A 17,016-nucleotide genomic window follows, 5' to 3' on the forward strand; every position below is an offset into this window, starting at 1 on the left:
GGTGAGCCGCGGCCCACGGGCCGCTCTGGCCCGCCGTGACTGGGGCGACGACGAGTCGGGCTGCTCGATCATGCACGTGGACATGGACGCCTTCTTCGCGTCGGTCGAGCTGACGCGCCGGCCGGAGCTCGTGGGGCGCCCCGTGATCGTCGGCGGTGCCGAGCGCAGCGTCGTCCTCGCCGCGACGTACGAGGCCCGCGCCTTCGGCGTCCACTCGGCCATGCCCATGGCGCTCGCTCGCCGGCTGTGCCCCCAGGCCGTCGTGCTGCCGCCCGATCATCGTGCGTACCAGGACGCCTCGCGGGCGGTCATGGAGATCGTCCGCGAGATCACGGCGCTGGTCGAGCAGATCAGCATCGACGAGGCGTTCCTGGACGTGAGCGGTGCCCGGCGCCGGCTCGGCGCGCCCACCCTCATCGCCCGGGACCTGCGGGCGAGGGTCCGGGAGGAGGTCGGCATCACCTGCTCGGTGGGGATCGCCGCGACCAAGTTCGTCGCCAAGCTCGCGTCGACGCACGCCAAGCCCGACGGAGTCCTCCTGGTCCCGGCCGCCTCGACCGTCCCGTTCCTGCGCACGTTGCCGGCCGGCGCGCTGTGGGGGGTGGGGGAGCGGACCGAGAAGACGCTCGCCGGGTGGGGGATCACGACCGTCGCGGAGCTCGCCGACACGGACGTCGCGACACTGCAGGCCGCGGTCGGCAAGGCTGCCGGGGCGCACCTGCACGACCTCGCCTGGGGTCGGGACCCTCGTCCCGTCGAACCAGGGCGTGCCGAGCAGAGCATCGGTGCGGAGACGACCTTCGCGCAGGACCTCTACGACTTCGTGATCATCGGATCGGCCCTGCTGGGGCTCGCGGACCGGTGCGCCACGCGTCTGCGCAGCCAGGGGTTCGTGGCGCGGACCGTCTCGGTCAAGGTCCGGACGTCGGACTTCCGGACGCTGACGCGTTCGCGGACGCTCTCCTCGCCCACCGACGTCGCGCAGGAGATCCACTCGGTGGCGCTCGAGCTTGCCCGAGGGGTCGACCGGCGTGGCCTGCCCGTCCGGCTCGTGGGTGTGCGTGCGGAGAACCTCGAACGTCGCGGCGCCTCGGTCGAGCAGCCGACCCTCGAGGAGTCGGTGCAGGAGGCCTCCGGTGCGCAGCGTGAGGCCGAGAGGGCGCTCGACCGGATCCGCGACCGTTTTGGGGTGAATTCGATCGGGCCGGCGTCCACCCGCAGGCGCTCGACTACCACGCGGGCAGATGTCGAACTATCCTGAGGGGGACACATATCAACCGCTGAGAACCGGGGGTGCCCATGCCTCTGTCAGAGTACGAGCAGCGCGTACTGGAACAGATGGAAAGAGCGCTGACCTCGGATGATCCGCGGTTGGCGACGACGCTTCAGTCGAGCCCCCGCAAGTCGGGCCTGCGCTACGTAGCCGCAGGCATCGGCGTGGTCGGGGGACTGCTGCTCCTGGTCTTCGGTGCGGCGTCCGCCTCACCCGTCCTGGGAGTGGTCGGATTCGTGGTGATGTTCGCAGGAGTCGCGTTCGCGTTCTCCGCGCCTCGCAAGTCGACGACCGGACCGGTCGGGGTCGTGGACGAGCACGGCAAGGTCACGCCACCCAAGGCCTCCGCGAAGAGCGGGAAGAGCGGGGCGCCCCGTCAGGGCTTCCTCAACCGACTGGAAGAGCGTTGGGACCGTCGACGCGAGCAGGGCGGTCGCTGAGCTCGTCCCGGACTCCCGCGACCACCTTGTCCCGCAGAGCGGCGAGGTCGCCCGGCGGCGGAGGTGACCAGGTGCGCGCGTAGCGCTCCAGCTCCACCTCTGCGGCCAGGGCGACGAGGGCGTCGGTCGTCGCGTCCGGCAGGTGTCGGCCCGTCCTCTCAGCAACCTGAGCCGCCACGACGGCAGGAACCCGGCGAAGCGTCACGGAGTCGTGCCAGCTGATGCCCAGGTCGTCGAGCTGCCGGACGAGGTCCGTCCACGTCGACTCGACGTCGGGCTCCGCCGAAGCCCCGCCGCGGCGGCGCGCCACGAGCCACCCCAGCCCCGACAGGACGAGGACGGCCACGAGGGCGAGCAGGCCCATGCTCCAGCCGCGTCCAGAGGACGCCTCGTCGCCGAGCGAGCCGGAACCGACCCCCGGGGCCGGCGCCGTGGACTGGACCGCTCCCGGCGTCGCGTTCGGCCCGGCCTGGCTCGTCGCCGCGTCACCCGGTACCGCGGTCGAGTCGTCGCTCGAGGGTCCGAGCAACGGGTCGGCCCATGCGGGCACCGGCCCGGCCTGTACCGCGGGCGTCGGTTCGAACCGGACCCACCCCTGACCGGGGAAGTACAGCTCCGGCCACGCGTGCGAGTCCTTGCCGGTCACCTGGAAGACGTTGTCGCTCGCCCGTTCGCCGGGCAGGAAGCCCACGGCCAGGCGGGCCGGGATCCCGACGGCTCGGGCCATCATCGTCATGGACGTGGCGAACTGGACGCAGTACCCCTCCCGGTCCTGGAGGAAGTTCCAGACCGTGTCGTCGGTCGCGCCCTCGGGGACCTCGGTGGAGTAGGTGAAGTTGCTCCCGTCGCGGAAGTAGGACTGCAGGGCGACCGCGGCGTCGTAGCGGGTCGTCGTGCCCGCCACGATCTCCTCGGCGAGGGCGCGGACGTCGTCCCGGTGCGCGCTCTCGGGCACCTCGACGACGTTCGGGTCGTCGAGGTCGTCGCCGGTGCTGGCGCGCAGGGCGTCAGCGGTGAGGTCGCGGGCGAAGACCTCGAACGAGTAGGTCATGCCGGGCGTCGTCGCTGAGTTGCCCGTCACCTCGTCACGAGAGTCGTCGTAGAACCACTCGCCGTCGACGTCGACGGACCGGGGCTCGGTCGGAAGGACGAGCTTCTCGTCGCGCAGGGTCCGGAGCGTGACGGCGACCGTCCTGGGTTCGGTCGGCCCGGCCCCGGAGTCGTCGGGCCACAGGACCTGCCCGGCGTCGACCGGGGGCCCTTGCCGCGAGTCGCCGCGGCGCCAGCTCTTCCCGTCGAAGCCGGTGAGCGTGAACATGCGCAGGGGGCCGATGCCGGTGCTCGCGCCTCCCTCGTCGATCTCCTGCGGGAACTCGTACGTCAGCGCGACCTCCTGTGAGCGGGCGCCGAGGTTCTCCTCCATGTCGAGGTCGCTGGCCAGGCGCACGGTCGGGCCGGCGCTCGTGAAGAAGGACGACCACGGCGAGCTCAGGACCTGGGGGATCGCGCCGGCCGCGGTACCCGCGACCAGGGCCAGCACGGCGATCGCAGCAGTGGCACCAAGGATCCCGCCAGCGCGCAAGGTCCGCGCGGCGGGCCCGACGGGTGCGGGCACGGCGCCTCGGCGACGGGCCACACGGTGCGGGTTGTCGACCGCGACCAGCAGGAGGAGCGCGACGACCGTCACGACGAAGACCGGCGGCGGGATCGAGCCCTCGATGACCAGCGGAGGGATCCACAGGGCCAGGAGCGGCAGCGCGGCCGCGGCCGGGAAGCGGAGGCCGGCCACGACGAGGTCGGTGGCGAGGAGGACGAGGATCGTCCCGGCCACCGCGATCAGGGCGAGCGGGAACGAGGGGTCGATCGGGGCGACCTCCTCGGCGACCAGCCGTTGCCCTGCGCCGAGGCGTGCGAGCAGCCGGTCGATGCTCGCGCCGCTGATCGCCAGGTCGATGCCGCGCGAGGTGGGTCCGCCGAACACGGCCAGGAGCCCCCAGGCGCCGACGACCAGGCCCACGAGCGTCGGGACGACGCCGCGGAACCCGATGTCGTGGCGTCCGGGCCGGGCTTCGTGGCCACGTTCCAGCAGGAGTCGGGTGCCCCCGGTCACGAGGGTGAGCGCCAGCACGAACAGCGTGCCCGTCCGGGTCCACTGCCCTGGTCCGATGAGCACGGTGAGCGCTCGGAACGAGGCGAGCGTGGCGACGGCGACGAGGACGGAGGTGGCGACGATCCGCAGGACGACGTCGCGGGAGACCGCGCTCGTCGCTGGGGTGGGCGTGGCGGTCACCGGTGCTCCTCCATGAGTCGGTTCCATGCTGCGCCGACCGTGGTCTCGCGCGGGTCGACGGAGACGGCGAGCCAGCCGATCGCGCGCAGCATGGACAGCGTGTCCTGGACGGCGCTGCCCAGGCCGTCCCCGTCCGGCGCGACGACGAACGCCCAGTGGTTGCCGTCGCCCGCCAGCGGGGCGACGGACGGACCGGAGATCGCCCCGAGGGGGCCCAGCACGGCGACCGTGAGCTCGCCGGGGCGACGGGAGGCCCGCAGGGCGTCGGCGGTCGCGGCGAGTGCGCGCTCGGCGTCGCGCGGGTTCGCGTGCCCACCGAGGTCGATCGTGTCGTCGAGGATCTGGGCCGCGCCGTCGCTCGTGCGTCCGGTGGAGTAGGGGTAGGCGTCGAGGGTCGGGGCCGCCGACGACGCGACGAGGCGGACCGGGTGCCCCGCCCCCAGGAGCGTGACGGCGACGGACGCCGCGGCCTCGACCGCCCACTCGCCGTCCTGGGCCGCCATCGAGGACCGGTCCGTGTCGGGCGGCGGGAGGACACCACGGTCGAGGAGCACCGTGACCGACGCCATGCCCGCGTTCTCGTCGGTCCTCACCATGAGCTGCCCACGCCGGGCGGCCGTGGCCCAGTGGACGCGACGCGGGTCGTCGCCCGCGACGTACTCCCGCAGGACGCTGTCGTCGCTCGACGAGGTCCGTGCGCCGTTCCTGGACCGGGCGAGGTCGCCGAAGGCTCGCGATCCTCGTACCGCCAGCTCGGTCGTGCGGGGACGGACCGAGACGGTGCTCGCCTCTCCGAGGGGCTGCCCTGCGCGGACGAGGCCGAAGAGGTCCACCCTGCTGGTGAGCACCGGGCCGAGGGGCCAGCGGCCCCGGTGCTCGGGACGGATCCGGTAGCGGACGGCGATCCGGTCGGGATGGGAGACGACCTGTGCGCGCAGAGCGTCGTGCTCGCAGAGCTCGGCGGCGGCCTGCTCGCTGATCTGCAGCCGGGCGAGCCGGCCGAGGGACGTCGCGTTCGGCGAGACGGGGGAGACGAGGAGCCGGGTGGTGACCTGGGTGCCGCGGACCGCGGGATCCGGTTCGATCCGGCGAGAGACGCGCAGGGCACCCCGGCCGCGATCGATCCGGCGCAGCACCATCCAGGCCCACGCCGTCGCGACGACGAGCAGACCCGCGGCGCCAAGCCCGACGACGTCGGTCAGGCCGAGCGCCGTGCCCGTGCCGACGAGCACGAGGCTCGCCGCGAGGACGGCGGTCCCTCGGGCGGTGGGCCGGACCTGCGCGGCCCTTCCCCGGCGCGGTAGCGGACGCCGTGAGCCGGACACGTCAGCGACGTTCCGTCGTCGAGTGGGCGGGGATCGGGGTCGCCTCGACGATCCCGCGGACGACCTGCTCGGTCGTGCGCCCCGCGAGCCGGGACTCGGTCGACAGGATCAGGCGGTGCGCGAGCACGGGCTGCGCGAGCAGCTGGACGTCGTCGGGCAGGACGTGGTCGCGGCCCGCCATCGCCGCGACCGACTTCGCGGCCCGCAGCAGCTGGAGCGAGGTGCGGGGCGACGCACCGAGCTTGAGGCCCGGGTGCTCCCTGGTCTGGGTCACCAGCTCCAGGACGTAGCGCTTGACGGCGAGCGAGGCGTAGACCGACCGCACGACCTGGGCGAAGCGCAGGACCGTCGAGCCGTCGACGACCGGTTCGATGTGCTCGAGGGGGGTGTCGGACTCCTGGCGGTCGAGCATCTCGAGCTCGGCGTCGAGGTCCGGGTAGCCGACGGTGAGCCGGGCCATGAAGCGGTCGCGCTGCGCCTCGGGAAGGGGGTAGGTGCCCTCCATCTCGACCGGGTTCTGCGTGGCGACGACGAGGAACGGGCGAGGGAGCCGGTGGGTGGTCCCGTCCACCGTCGTCTGACCTTCCTCCATGCACTCGAGCAGTGCGGACTGCGTCTTGGGCGATGCGCGGTTGATCTCGTCACCGATGACGATGTTGGAGAACACCGGACCCCGGCGGAACTCGAAGTCGTGGGTCTCCGTGCGGAAGATGTTGACCCCGGTGAGGTCGCTGGGGAGCAGGTCCGGGGTGAACTGGATGCGCCCGACCTGGCAGTCGATGGTCCGCGCGAGCGCCTTGGCGAGGGTCGTCTTGCCGACACCGGGGACGTCTTCGAGGAGGAGGTGTCCCTCGGCGAGGAGGACGGCCACGGTGAGGTGGACGAGCTCGGGTCGCCCGGAGATCACCGACTCGATCCGGGTCCGGATCCGCCCTGTCGCCTCGACGAGCTCCCCGAGAGGATCGATCCCGTCGCGCCGTGGCGCGGTGGAGTAGTCGGTGAGCACGAGAACCTCCGTTGGTCACGCCTGGCGTCTGGAAGGTCGAGCCTAGTTGACCATTCTCCCCACTTCCCCCCACGTCCGGATCCCGGGACCTGCGCCAGGGGTGCGCGGCAGGGGGACGAGCCGGGCGTACTGCGCGAAGCCCCCGTGCGGTCGCGGCGCGCGGCGCGTCGCGCTCCACATCGGTCCATGCGTCCTGACCTGCGGAGATTCTGCGAAGAGGGGTGAAATGGGCTCCATATCTCGGGCCTGGTGGAGGCTTGTGGAGTACTGTGGAGGACGAGGGAGCGGGAGGGGAGGTGGAGTCTGGTGAACGAGTCGTTCGGCGGTTCTCCGAGCCTGCTCCTCGGGACGTACACCCCTCGGCTGGACGACAAGGGGCGGCTCATCCTGCCTGCGAAGTTCCGCGGTCAGCTCGCCTCCGGGCTGGTCATGACCAGGGGGCAGGAGCGGTGCTTGTTCCTCCTGCCGATGGACGAGTTCCGTCGGATGTACGACCAGATCCGCCAGGCCCCCGTCACCAGCAAGCAGGCGCGGGACTACCTCCGTGTGTTCCTCTCGGGGGCCAGCGACGAGATCCCGGACAAGCAGGGCAGGATCTCGATCCCTGCCGCGCTGCGGACGTATGCAGGCCTCGACCGCGACGTCGCCGTGATCGGCGCCGGCACCCGTGTCGAGATCTGGGACGCCGCGGCCTGGGAGGCGTACCTCGCCGACCAGGAGGCCGAGTACGCGGCGACGGCCGAGGAGGTGCTTCCAGCGTTGCGCTTCTGAGCCCAGGGCCCCCGGGGTCCGCCCGGCACGAGACACCGAGCACGGACAGCACGAGCAGCAGGTGACGAGGCTCCGCACGATGAGGCCTCCTCCCGCCCGGTCTGGCGCACTTCCCCGGCGCCAGAAAGGACGCGGAGGGAGACCTGATCGGGCGGGACCGCGAGACAGCAGGACGGCGTTCCCCGGCAGCACCGCAAGGACAGCAGCGACAGATTGCTGGCAGACCGCACGACAGACAGGCCCGCACCACATGCTCCACCCCTCATCGACCCGACGAGGACCCACCAGGAAGGAGGCGTCATGACCACACCTCGCAGCACGTCAGGAACAGGAGCGGAGGACCGCCACGTCCCGGTCCTCCTGCAACGGTGCGTGGACCTCCTCGCCCCCGCCCTCGCCGAGCCCGGCTCGGTGCTCGTCGACTGCACCCTCGGGATGGGCGGCCACACCGAGGCGGTGCTCGAGCAGGTACCCACCGCGCGCGTGGTGGGGATCGACCGAGACCCGCAGGCCATCGCGCTCGCCTCCGAGCGGCTCGCCCGGTTCGGTGAGCGGTTCCAGGCCGTGCACGCCGTGTACGACGAGATCGGGGAGGTCCTCGCGAACCTGGGCCTTCCTGCCGTCCAGGGCGTCCTGATGGACCTCGGCGTCTCGTCGCTGCAGATCGACGAGTCGGAGCGCGGGTTCTCCTACGCCCAGGACGCGCCGCTCGACATGCGCATGGACACGACGACGGGACTGACCGCTGCGGACGTCCTCAACACCTATGACGAGCGCGACCTGACCAGGATCCTGCGTGAGTACGGGGAGGAGCGCTTCGCGCAGCGCATCGCGCGGGCCGTGGTGCGTCGTCGGGAGGTCGAGCCCTGGACGCGCAGCGCCGCGCTCGTGGACCTCGTGCGGGCCAACATCCCTGCCGCCACGCGCAAGACCGGGGGCAACCCTGCCAAGCGCACCTTCCAGGCGCTGCGGATCGAGGTCAACGGCGAGCTCGAGGTGCTCGGGCGTGCGGTCCCGGCGGCCGTCGACGCCCTGGCGGTCGGCGGCCGGATCGTCGTCGAGTCCTACCAGTCGCTCGAGGACCGCATCGTCAAGCGGGAGCTCGCTCGCGGTGCGACGTCGAGCGCGCCCGCCGGGCTGCCCGTCGAGCCCGAGACCCACAAGCCCTATCTCAAGCTGCTCGTCCGCGGTGCCGAGGAGGCGCCGCCGGAGGAGCTCGAGCGCAACCCGCGCTCGGCCTCGGTACGACTGCGCGCCGCCGAGAGGCTGCGCCCCACACCCGACCACCTACGCCACCGCCCGCGAGGGGAGAACAAGCCATGAGCCCACGACAGGCCACCGCTCGGCCTCTGACGTCGACCAGCCCGGCCCCTGCCCGCAGGCCGTCGCTCACCGCCCTGCCGGGGGGTGCCGCGGGTCGGTCCCACCGCCCTCGGCTCGAAGCCGTCCGCGCCCCGTTGCAGGTGCGCTCGCGGGTTCCCTTCCTGGTCCTGTGCATGTCGATCCTCGGGGCGGCGCTCCTGGGTGCGCTGCTGCTCAACACGACGATGGCCAAGGGGTCCTACCAGCTCTCGGACCTGCGGACCAGGGCGGGCGTGCTCGAGCAGGACACGCAGTCGCTGCACTCGCAGCTGCAGGCCGCGGCGACGTCGCTCCCCGGCCGGGCCGCCGCGCTGGGCATGGTCGAGTCCGATGCGCCGACGATGCTGCGCCTGTCCGACGGCGCGATCGTGGGAGCGCCGGAGGCAGGGAGCACCCCGTGACCGGTGGGGCGGACCGGCAGGGGCGCGGCGAGCAGCCGCGCCGGGTCGGTTCGTCCCGCACGAGCGCGTCGACCCGGTCGTCGGGCGCGGCAACGGGCCGAGGCGGCACCCCGCGACCGTCGACGGGGGAGGCGCCGCGCAAGCCCGGCCGGGCCGTGCGGAAGTCGTCGCCCGCGCGCGGTGCGACCGGCACGCAGGGCTCGGCCGTGGGGCACTCCGGTTCGGGACGCGGTACGGGTCTCGGTCGACCCGCCGCCGCAGCCGTGCCCGCCCCGGGCCGTCCGGAGCATCGCCAGCGCTGGATCATGGGCATCGCGCTGGCCGTCCTGCTGGTCTTCACGGTCCGCCTGGTGTACGTCCAGGTCGTGATCGGTCCGAGCCTCGCCCAGGCCGCGGAGAACCAGCGCACGCAGTCGCACGTGACGATGGCGCACCGAGGAGACATCACGGACGCCGACGGCGTCGTGCTGGCCACGTCGATCGACCGGTACACGGTCTCGGCGGACCAGAAGACGATCCCGGACTTCGAACCGTCGGCACGGCACACGGTGGACGGGAAGCAGGTCGAGGGCAAGGGAGCGGTCGCGCTCGCCAGGCTGCTCGCTCCCATCCTCGACCGCTCGGCGCCGGAGCTCGCGGCCCAGCTCAGCGGGACGAACGGTCGGGTCAACCGCAACGTGGTCCTCAAGAAGGACGTGGTCCCGGAGGTCCAGCGCCAGATCGTCGAGCTCGGCGTCTCGGCCTACATCAGCACGAAGCTCACCACGGAGCGCACCTATCCGGCGGGAACCACGGCGGGGAACATCGTCGGGTACGTCGGCGCCAAGCCGTCGGAGGACGGCACGACCGAGCAGGTCGTGGGGCTCGGGGGGATCGAGGCGACCTACGACGACCTCCTCACGGGGACCCCGGGCACCGAGCTCTTCCAGCGGGCGGGCGGCGCGGGCGGCGTGCGCATCCCGGGCAGCACCCGGGAGAGCGTCGAGGCCGTGCCGGGAGAGTCGGTGGCCCTGACCCTCGTGCGCGACATCGGGTGGAAGGCGCAGGACTCGATCGACAAGGCGGTCGCCGAGACGGGGGCCGACTACGGGATCGCGGTCGTCCAGGACGTCAGGACCCAGGAGGTCCTCGCCCTGGCGGACTCGGGGGCGATCGACCCGAACGACCGGTCCAGCTCACGCGTCGCGGACGGCAGCCGTGCGGTCAAGGACGTCTTCGCCCCGGGCTCGACGGGCAAGGTCGTCACGATGGCGGCCGTGATCGAGGAGGGGCTCGCGACCCCCGCGAGCCAGTACGAGGTCGGGTACACCTACACGACGGCGAACGGCGAGACCTTCAAGGACTCGCACCAGCACGGCGTCGAGAAGCTGACGCTCGCGGGGATCCTCGCACAGTCGTCGAACACGGGGACCGTGATGGTCGGCCAGGACCTGCCCAAGTCGGTCCGCGAGGACTATCTGAGGGAGTTCGGGTTCGGGTCGAAGACCGGTCTCGGACTCCCGGGCGAGTCCGCTGGCCTGCTGGCCCCGGCCGAGAAGTGGGACGGGCGCACCGAGTACGCGGTCCTGTTCGGTCAGGGCTTGGCGGTCAACGCGGTCCAGGCCACGAGCGTCTTCTCGACGATCGCGAACGGCGGCACGCGCGTGGCCCCGACCCTCCTCAAGGGCACGACCGGTCCGGACGGGGTCTTCACCCCGGCCCCACCGCGAGAGACGACCCAGGTCGTGTCGGAGTCGACCGCGGACCAGGTCCTGCACATGATGGAGGCCGTGGTCCAGGACGGCTCGGGTGCTGCGGCGGCGATCGACGGCTACCGGGTCGCGGGCAAGACGGGCACGGCGGAGGAGGTCGGTGCGGACGGCCGGCTCACGGACATCATGGCGTCGTTCATCGGCGTGGCCCCCGCGGACGACCCGCAGTACACGGTCGCGGTCTTCCTCAAGAACCCCCGCACGACGATCTACGGCGGGCTCGTCGCGGCCCCGGTGTTCAAGGACGTGATGGGCTTCACGCTCCAGCACATGAACGTCCCGCCGAGCTCGAAGGTCGAGGAGCCCTACGCGACCGAGTGGTGAGCATGGCGACCGGTCGGCGGGCGGCTCCGTCGTCGGGTCGCGAGGCCGGGGGAGAGGGTGGGACGTAGGACCGGCCCGCCACCCACGGGCCCTCGGCCGCGCGGTCCGTGCGCGGGTTTCGCGGGACCGCCCTGTGGGGGTTCCCACACGGGCGGCCCCGGTGTGCGCCGAGGACGCCCGGCGCGCGTGAAGGTCCCGTGAAGTACCCGGTCCGGGCGTCCTCGCCGACCGGGCGAGACCCCGACGCACGGTAGGTTCTACTCGTGACATCCCCGATCGACCGCCTTCGTCCCGCCACGTCCGTGCACCGCACGGCCCGGGAGCTCGCGACCACCTTCGGCCTTGCCGCCGCCGCTGGGGGGACGGCGTCGGACCAGGGACCGGACGCCCTCGGTGCGGCCGAGATCTGGTCCGTGGCCTCGGACAACCGTGTCGTCGCCGACGGCGACCTCTTCGTCGCCCTGCCCGGCGCGGGCACGCACGGTGCGAGGTTCGCGAGCGACGCGATCTCCCGTGGCGCACGGGTCGTGCTGACGGACCCGCAGGGAGCGCGACTGCTCGCCGACGCGGGGGAGAAGCGTGTGCCGGTCCTCGTGACCGAGGACCCCCGCGCCGTCCTGGGGCGCGTCGCGGCCTGGGTGTACGGGGAGCCCGCGACGCAGCTGACGACGTTCGCCGTGACGGGCACCAACGGCAAGACGACCACGACGTACCTGCTGGACCACGTCCTGCGCACGCTCGGCTGGAAGGGTGGACTGATCGGCACGGTCGAGATGCGCTCGGGCGACCGGGTCCTGCCGAGCCGCCTGACGACGCCCGAGGCGGCCGACCTGCAGGCCCTGCTCGCCACGATGCGCGAGGACGGGGTCGGGACCCTCGCGATGGAGGTGTCCTCGCACGCGCTGTCGCTGCACCGCGTGGACGGCATCGTGTTCGACGTGGCGGGCTTCACGAACCTGAGCCAGGACCACCTCGACTTCCACGGAGACCTCCAGGAGTACTTCGAGGCCAAGGCCGCGCTCTTCACCCCGCAGCACGCCCGTCGGGGCGTGGTCGTGGTCGACGACGCCTGGGGCCGGCGCCTGGCCGAGGTCGCGACGATCCCGGTCTCGACGCTCGCCGTCACCGGCGGTACCGACACTGCCGACGGCGCGGGGGCTGGGGCGGACTGGACCGTGTCCGACGTACGTGCCGTCGACGCGGCCGCAGGGACGGGCAGCACGTTCGTGCTGCGCCACCGCGACGGTCGCGAGCTGCGGACCTCGACCACGCTGCCCGGCGGGTTCAACGTGGCCAACGCGGCGCTCGCGCTGGCGATGGTCCTCGAGGCGGGCGCTGACCCGCGCGACGTCGCTGCGGCGCTCGAAGGGGCGGGCGGCGTGAGCGCCCAGGTCCCCGGGCGCATGGAGGTCGTGGGCACCGCGCCCCGCGTCGTGGTCGACTTCGCGCACAACACGGACGCGCTCTCGCTCGCCCTGGCCGCCCTGCGCCCGACGACGACGGGACGCCTCGTCGTGGTCTTCGGCGCGACCGGCGACCGGGACAAGGGCAAGCGACCCAGCATGGGCGCGGTCGCGGTCGAGGGCGCCGACGTGGTCGTGATCACGGACGACGACCCGCACGGGGAGGACCCCGCCGCGATCCGCGCCGAGGTGCTCGCCGGGGCGAGGGCGGCACAGCAGGCCGCCGAGGTGGACCAGGTCGCCGGGGCGCGCGACGGCGTCGGGCACGGGGGAGCGCCTCGCGCGCACACCGTGGTCGAGGTCGCGCCGCGGGCCACCGCGATCCGTGACACGATCCGTGAGGCCGCCCCCCAGGACACGGTCCTGGTCGCGGGCCGAGGCCACGAGGTCTGGCAGGAGATCGCCGGGGTGGACCACGCCCTGGACGACAGGGTGGAGGCGCGTGCCGCACTGGCTGCGCGCCACGAGACGACGAAGGAGCACGGAGAATGATCGAGCTGACTGCGGCGGAGGTCGCCGCAGCGACCGGTGGGCGGCTGGCCGCCGACCCGGACGTGAGGGTGACCGGCTCGGTCGTCGTCGACTCCCGCCTGGTGCGCACGGGGTCGCTCTTCGTGGCGCTCCCCGGTGAGCACGTCGACGGGCACGACTTCGTGCCGGTCGCGGTCGACAAGGGGGCGGCGCTCGTCCTGGCCGCGCGCGACGTCGACGCGCCCGCGGTCGTGGTCGAGGACGTGCAGACCGCGCTCGGGGCCCTGGCGCGCGAGGTGCTGCGGCGCCTGCGTGCCGCGGGCGACCTCCAGGTCGTCGGGATCACCGGGTCGGTGGGCAAGACGACCACGAAGGACCTCCTGGGCCAGCTCCTGACGCCCCACGGGCGCACGGTCGTCCCGAGGGGATCGTTCAACAACGAGATCGGTCTGCCGCTGACCGTGCTCGAGGCCGACCCCTCGACCCGCTACCTGGTCCTGGAGATGGGCGCGAGCGGAATCGGTCACCTGACCTACCTGACCCGGATCGCGCCCCCGGACGTGTCCGTGGTCCTGGCGGTGGGCAGCGCCCACCTGGGGGAGTTCGGCGGGATCGAGGCCGTGGCCACCGCCAAGGCCGAGATCGTCACGGGCCTCGCCCCGGGAGGGACGGCCGTGCTCAACGCGGACGACCTGCGCGTCGTCGCGATGGCGGGCGTCGCGCCCGGGCCCGTCGTGACGTTCGGGACCATCCCTGCGGCCGACGTGCGCGCCGAGAACATCGGGATGGACCGTGCCGGGTGCGCGTCGTTCGACCTGCGCGTGCGCGGCACCGAGGAGACCTTCCCGGTCCAGCTCCGGCTCGTGGGCGAGCACCACGTCGCCAACGCGCTCGCGGCCGCCGCCGCGGCGATCCGGCTCGGTCTCGACCCCCGGCTCGTGGCTGCGGGCCTGGCTGAGGCGACCGCGATCAGCCCGCACCGCATGGCCGTCACGCAGCGCGCCGACGGCATCACGGTGATCGACGACTCGTACAACGCGAACCCCGACTCGATGCGTGCGGCCCTCAAGGCCCTCGCGGTCATGGCAGGGCGCGAGCGCAGGTCGGTCGCGGTCCTGGGCGAGATGCGAGAACTCGGGCCCGACTCGCGCGCCGCTCACGACGAGATCGGCCGTCTCGTGGTCCGATTGAACATCAAGCTGCTCGTCGTGGTCGGTGACGGTGCCGGCGGTATCCACGACGGCGCCACCCAAGAGGGGTCCTGGGGCGATGAGACTCGGTTCGTGCCTGACGTCGAGGCCGCGTCCGCGCTGCTGCGCGACGAGCTGCTGCCGGGCGACGTGGTCCTGGTGAAGTCCTCGAACGGCTCGGGCCTGTGGCGCCTGGGCGACGAGCTCGCGGGTGAGGTGCGCGCATGATCGCGATCCTCGTCTCCGCGTGCGTCTCGCTGCTCGTGGCCCTCCTGGGCACCCCGCTCTTCATCAAGTTCCTGATCCACCGCAACTACGGCCAGTTCGTCCGCCAGGACGGCCCGACGGCGCACTTCACCAAGCGTGGTACGCCCACCATGGGCGGGGTCGTCATCATCGGGGCGACCTTGATCGGCTGGGCGATGTCCTACGTCGTGTCGTCGATCGTCTCGGACACGCCGAGGACGCCGAGCGTGTCCTCCCTCCTCGTGCTGTTCCTCATGACAGGGCTGGGGCTGGTCGGCTTCTTCGACGACTTCACGAAGATCCGCAAGCAGCGCAGCCTGGGCCTGTCCCCGCGGGCCAAGATCGTCGGCCAGGGGGTCGTGGGTATCACGTTCGCGGTCCTGGCCCTCCAGTTCCCCAACGAGAACTTCCGGACCCCGGCCTCGACGCACATCTCGTTCCTGCGGGACACGAACCTCGACCTCGCGTTCGCGGGGGCCACGGTCGGCCTCGTCCTGTTCGTCCTGTGGGCCAACTTCCTCATCACGGCGTGGTCCAACGCGGTGAACCTGACGGACGGGCTCGACGGCCTGGCCACGGGCGTGTCCGTGATCGTGTTCGGCAGCTACATCCTCGTGAGCATCTGGCAGCTCAACCAGAGCTGCCAGATCCTCGACGCCGCCGGGCCGCGCTGCTACGAGGTCCGTGACCCGCAGGACCTGGCGATCGTCGCCGCCGCCATCATGGGCGCCTGCGTGGGCTTCCTGTGGTGGAACGCGAGCCCCGCGAAGATCTTCATGGGGGACACCGGTTCGCTCGCTCTCGGCGGTGCGCTGGCCGGCCTGACGATCCTGTCCCGCACCGAGGTGCTCGCGGTGATCATCGGTGGCCTGTTCGTCATCATCGTGCTCTCCGACGTCATCCAGATCGGGTACTTCAAGATGACCGGCAAGCGCGTCTTCAAGATGGCACCGCTGCACCACCACTTCGAGCTGTCCGGCTGGGGCGAGGTGACGATCGTCATCCGGTTCTGGTTGATCGCGGGGCTGTTCGCGGGCCTGGGCCTCGGGATCTTCTACGCCGAGTGGGTGGTCAGCTAGTGTCCGACGCCGCCCATGCGCTGCGGGTCCCGTGGGAGCGGGCACGCGTCCTGGTCGCCGGGCTCGGTGTCTCGGGGCGTGCCGCGCTCGCCGCGCTGACGCCTCGAGCGGCCTCGGTCGTCACGGTGGACCGCGCGGCGCCCGACGCCGACGTGCAGGACGCCGCACGCGTCGACCTGTCGACGATCGACCTGGTGGTCGCGTCGCCGGGGTGGGCGCCGTCGTCGGGCCTGCTGGTCGCTGCCCGGGAGGCCGGTGTGCCCGTCTGGAGCGAGGTCGAGCTCGCGTGGCAGCTGCGCACCCCGCGCGCCGACGGGTCGTACGCGCCGTGGCTCGCGGTCACGGGGACGAACGGCAAGACGACCACGGTCGAGATGCTCACGTCGATCCTGTCCGCCGCGGGGCTGCGCGCCGCAGCGGTGGGGAACGTCGGCACGCCGGTCGTGACCGCCGCGCTCGACCCCGACATCGACGTGCTCGCGGTCGAGCTCTCGAGCTTCCAGCTCCACTTCACGCACAGCATGTCGGCCCGGGCCGCGGCCGTGCTCAACGTCGCGCCCGACCACATCGACTGGCACGGCTCGCTCGACGCCTACGCGGGCGACAAGGGCCGCATCTACGAGCGTGCCCAGGTGGCCTGCGTGTACAACGTGGCGGACCCCCGGACCGAGCACCTCGTCCGGGAGGCCGACGTCGAGGAGGGAGCCCGGGCGGTCGGGTTCACGGTCGGGGCGCCCGCGCGCGCACAGCTCGGCGTGATCGAGGACGTCCTCGTGGACCGTGCGTTCCACACGGCGCCGGACGACCCTGCGCGGCACCGCAGCGCGCAGGAGCTCGCGACGTTCGCGGACCTCGCGCACCTCGCAGGCCCCGACGGCGTGGTGCCCGTGCACGTCGTCGCCAACGCCCTCGCGGCCGCCGCGCTCGCCCGGGCGCACGGGGTCGACGCACGTGCCGTCCGGGACGGCCTGCGCTCGTTCAGCCCGGGCGCCCACCGGATCGCGCACGTCGCGACGGTCGACGGCGTCTCGTACGTCGACGACTCGAAGGCGACGAACGCGCACGCCGCCGCCGCGGCGCTCGGCGCCTTCGCGCCCGGGTCCGTGGTCTGGGTCGCGGGCGGACTGGCCAAGGGGGCGACGTTCGACGAGCTGGTGCGCGTCCGCCTGTCGAGGCTGCGCGCGGTCGTGCTGATCGGGGTCGATCCCGAGCCTCTGGCGGGTGCACTGGCCCGACACGCACCCGATGTCCCCGTGGTCCGTGTCGATCCCGGTGACACTGGGACGGTGATGCAACGCGCGGTGTCCAGCGCCCGCGGACTCGCCGTCCCCGGGGACACGGTCCTGCTCGCGCCCGCGTGCGCGTCGATGGACCAGTTCGCGTCCTACGCGGCCCGCGGCGACGCGTTCGTGCGCGCTGTCCACGACCTGACAGGTTCCGAGACCGAGCTGGAGGGGTAGCCCAGTGGCCCAGACGACGAGTGGGCGCGGGCCTGCGTCCCGCTCGGCCGCGGGCCGCTCCACGCCGAAGCCTCCGGCCCCGGGCGACGCCCGGCCGGCGACCGCTCGCCAGGCCGGGAAGCCTGCGCCTTCGAACCCGGTCCGCGCCAAGGGGAGCGAGACGG

General features: G+C 72.7%; 13 protein-coding genes. 10 read left to right on the top strand and 3 right to left on the bottom strand.

Annotated features, from left to right (window positions below):
- Position 1 precedes the first annotated feature (1 nt).
- Positions 2-1,261 carry a DNA polymerase IV gene (gene dinB / locus WFH32_RS02525; RefSeq protein WP_191795656.1) on the top strand — a complete coding sequence of 420 codons (1,260 nt, stop codon included), beginning with the start codon at positions 2-4 and terminating at the stop codon, positions 1,259-1,261.
- Positions 1,262-1,299: 38 nt separating this feature from the next.
- Positions 1,300-1,713 (top strand): DUF3040 domain-containing protein, encoded by a 414-nt coding sequence (locus tag WFH32_RS02530; protein WP_138824735.1) that lies wholly within the window; start codon positions 1,300-1,302, stop codon positions 1,711-1,713.
- On the opposite strand, the gene WFH32_RS02535 is transcribed toward WFH32_RS02530, so the two are convergent.
- From WFH32_RS02535 to WFH32_RS02545, 3 genes are read right to left on the bottom strand one after another with little or no spacing between them, the layout of a single operon-like run.
- Positions 1,661-4,003 carry a transglutaminase family protein gene (locus WFH32_RS02535; RefSeq protein WP_336706128.1) on the bottom strand — a complete coding sequence of 781 codons (2,343 nt, stop codon included), beginning with the start codon at positions 4,001-4,003 and terminating at the stop codon, positions 1,661-1,663. The genes WFH32_RS02530 and WFH32_RS02535 overlap by 53 nt on opposite strands.
- A complete protein-coding gene (locus WFH32_RS02540; RefSeq protein ID WP_191795658.1) occupies positions 4,000-5,328 on the bottom strand; it encodes a DUF58 domain-containing protein in 1,329 nt (442 codons plus the stop codon). Before WFH32_RS02540 ends, WFH32_RS02535 begins: the two co-directional genes overlap by 4 nt.
- A 1-nt stretch (position 5,329) precedes the next feature.
- On the bottom strand, positions 5,330-6,334 hold the full coding sequence (locus WFH32_RS02545; RefSeq protein WP_318244026.1) for an AAA family ATPase: 1,005 nt from the start codon (positions 6,332-6,334) through the stop codon (positions 5,330-5,332).
- Positions 6,335-6,670: 336 nt separating this feature from the next.
- Here WFH32_RS02545 and mraZ point away from each other — a divergent pair, with 336 nt between their 5' ends.
- The 8 genes from mraZ (at position 6,671) to murD (ending at position 16,852) form a co-directional block, all read left to right on the top strand.
- Positions 6,671-7,105 (top strand): division/cell wall cluster transcriptional repressor MraZ, encoded by a 435-nt coding sequence (mraZ, locus tag WFH32_RS02550; RefSeq protein ID WP_191795696.1) that lies wholly within the window; start codon positions 6,671-6,673, stop codon positions 7,103-7,105.
- Between the two features lie 300 nt (positions 7,106-7,405).
- Complete coding sequence (rsmH, locus tag WFH32_RS02555) at positions 7,406-8,428, top strand: 16S rRNA (cytosine(1402)-N(4))-methyltransferase RsmH (protein ID WP_191795659.1); 1,023 nt, start codon at positions 7,406-7,408, stop codon at positions 8,426-8,428.
- 173 nt (positions 8,429-8,601) lie between these two features.
- Positions 8,602-8,868, top strand: coding sequence for a hypothetical protein (locus WFH32_RS02560; RefSeq protein ID WP_225227870.1), 267 nt, complete (start codon positions 8,602-8,604; stop codon positions 8,866-8,868).
- Positions 8,865-10,943 carry a peptidoglycan D,D-transpeptidase FtsI family protein gene (locus WFH32_RS02565; protein ID WP_336706131.1) on the top strand — a complete coding sequence of 693 codons (2,079 nt, stop codon included), beginning with the start codon at positions 8,865-8,867 and terminating at the stop codon, positions 10,941-10,943. Before WFH32_RS02560 ends, WFH32_RS02565 begins: the two co-directional genes overlap by 4 nt.
- A gap of 263 nt (positions 10,944-11,206) precedes the next feature.
- Positions 11,207-12,898 carry a UDP-N-acetylmuramoyl-L-alanyl-D-glutamate--2,6-diaminopimelate ligase gene (locus WFH32_RS02570; protein WP_191795661.1) on the top strand — a complete coding sequence of 564 codons (1,692 nt, stop codon included), beginning with the start codon at positions 11,207-11,209 and terminating at the stop codon, positions 12,896-12,898.
- Complete coding sequence (locus WFH32_RS02575; RefSeq protein WP_191795662.1) at positions 12,895-14,295, top strand: UDP-N-acetylmuramoyl-tripeptide--D-alanyl-D-alanine ligase; 1,401 nt, start codon at positions 12,895-12,897, stop codon at positions 14,293-14,295. The genes WFH32_RS02570 and WFH32_RS02575 overlap by 4 nt, the downstream gene beginning before the upstream one ends.
- Positions 14,292-15,392 (top strand): phospho-N-acetylmuramoyl-pentapeptide-transferase, encoded by a 1,101-nt coding sequence (gene mraY / locus WFH32_RS02580; RefSeq protein ID WP_191795663.1) that lies wholly within the window; start codon positions 14,292-14,294, stop codon positions 15,390-15,392. The genes WFH32_RS02575 and mraY overlap by 4 nt, the downstream gene beginning before the upstream one ends.
- Positions 15,392-16,852, top strand: a complete 1,461-nt coding sequence (murD, locus tag WFH32_RS02585; protein ID WP_336706134.1) for a UDP-N-acetylmuramoyl-L-alanine--D-glutamate ligase — start codon at positions 15,392-15,394, stop codon at positions 16,850-16,852. The genes mraY and murD overlap by 1 nt, the downstream gene beginning before the upstream one ends.
- Positions 16,853-17,016 lie beyond the last annotated feature (164 nt).

Source organism: Oerskovia sp. USHLN155 (assembly GCF_037145535.1).
In the GTDB taxonomy this organism is placed as follows: Bacteria; Actinomycetota; Actinomycetes; order Actinomycetales; family Cellulomonadaceae; genus Oerskovia; species Oerskovia rustica.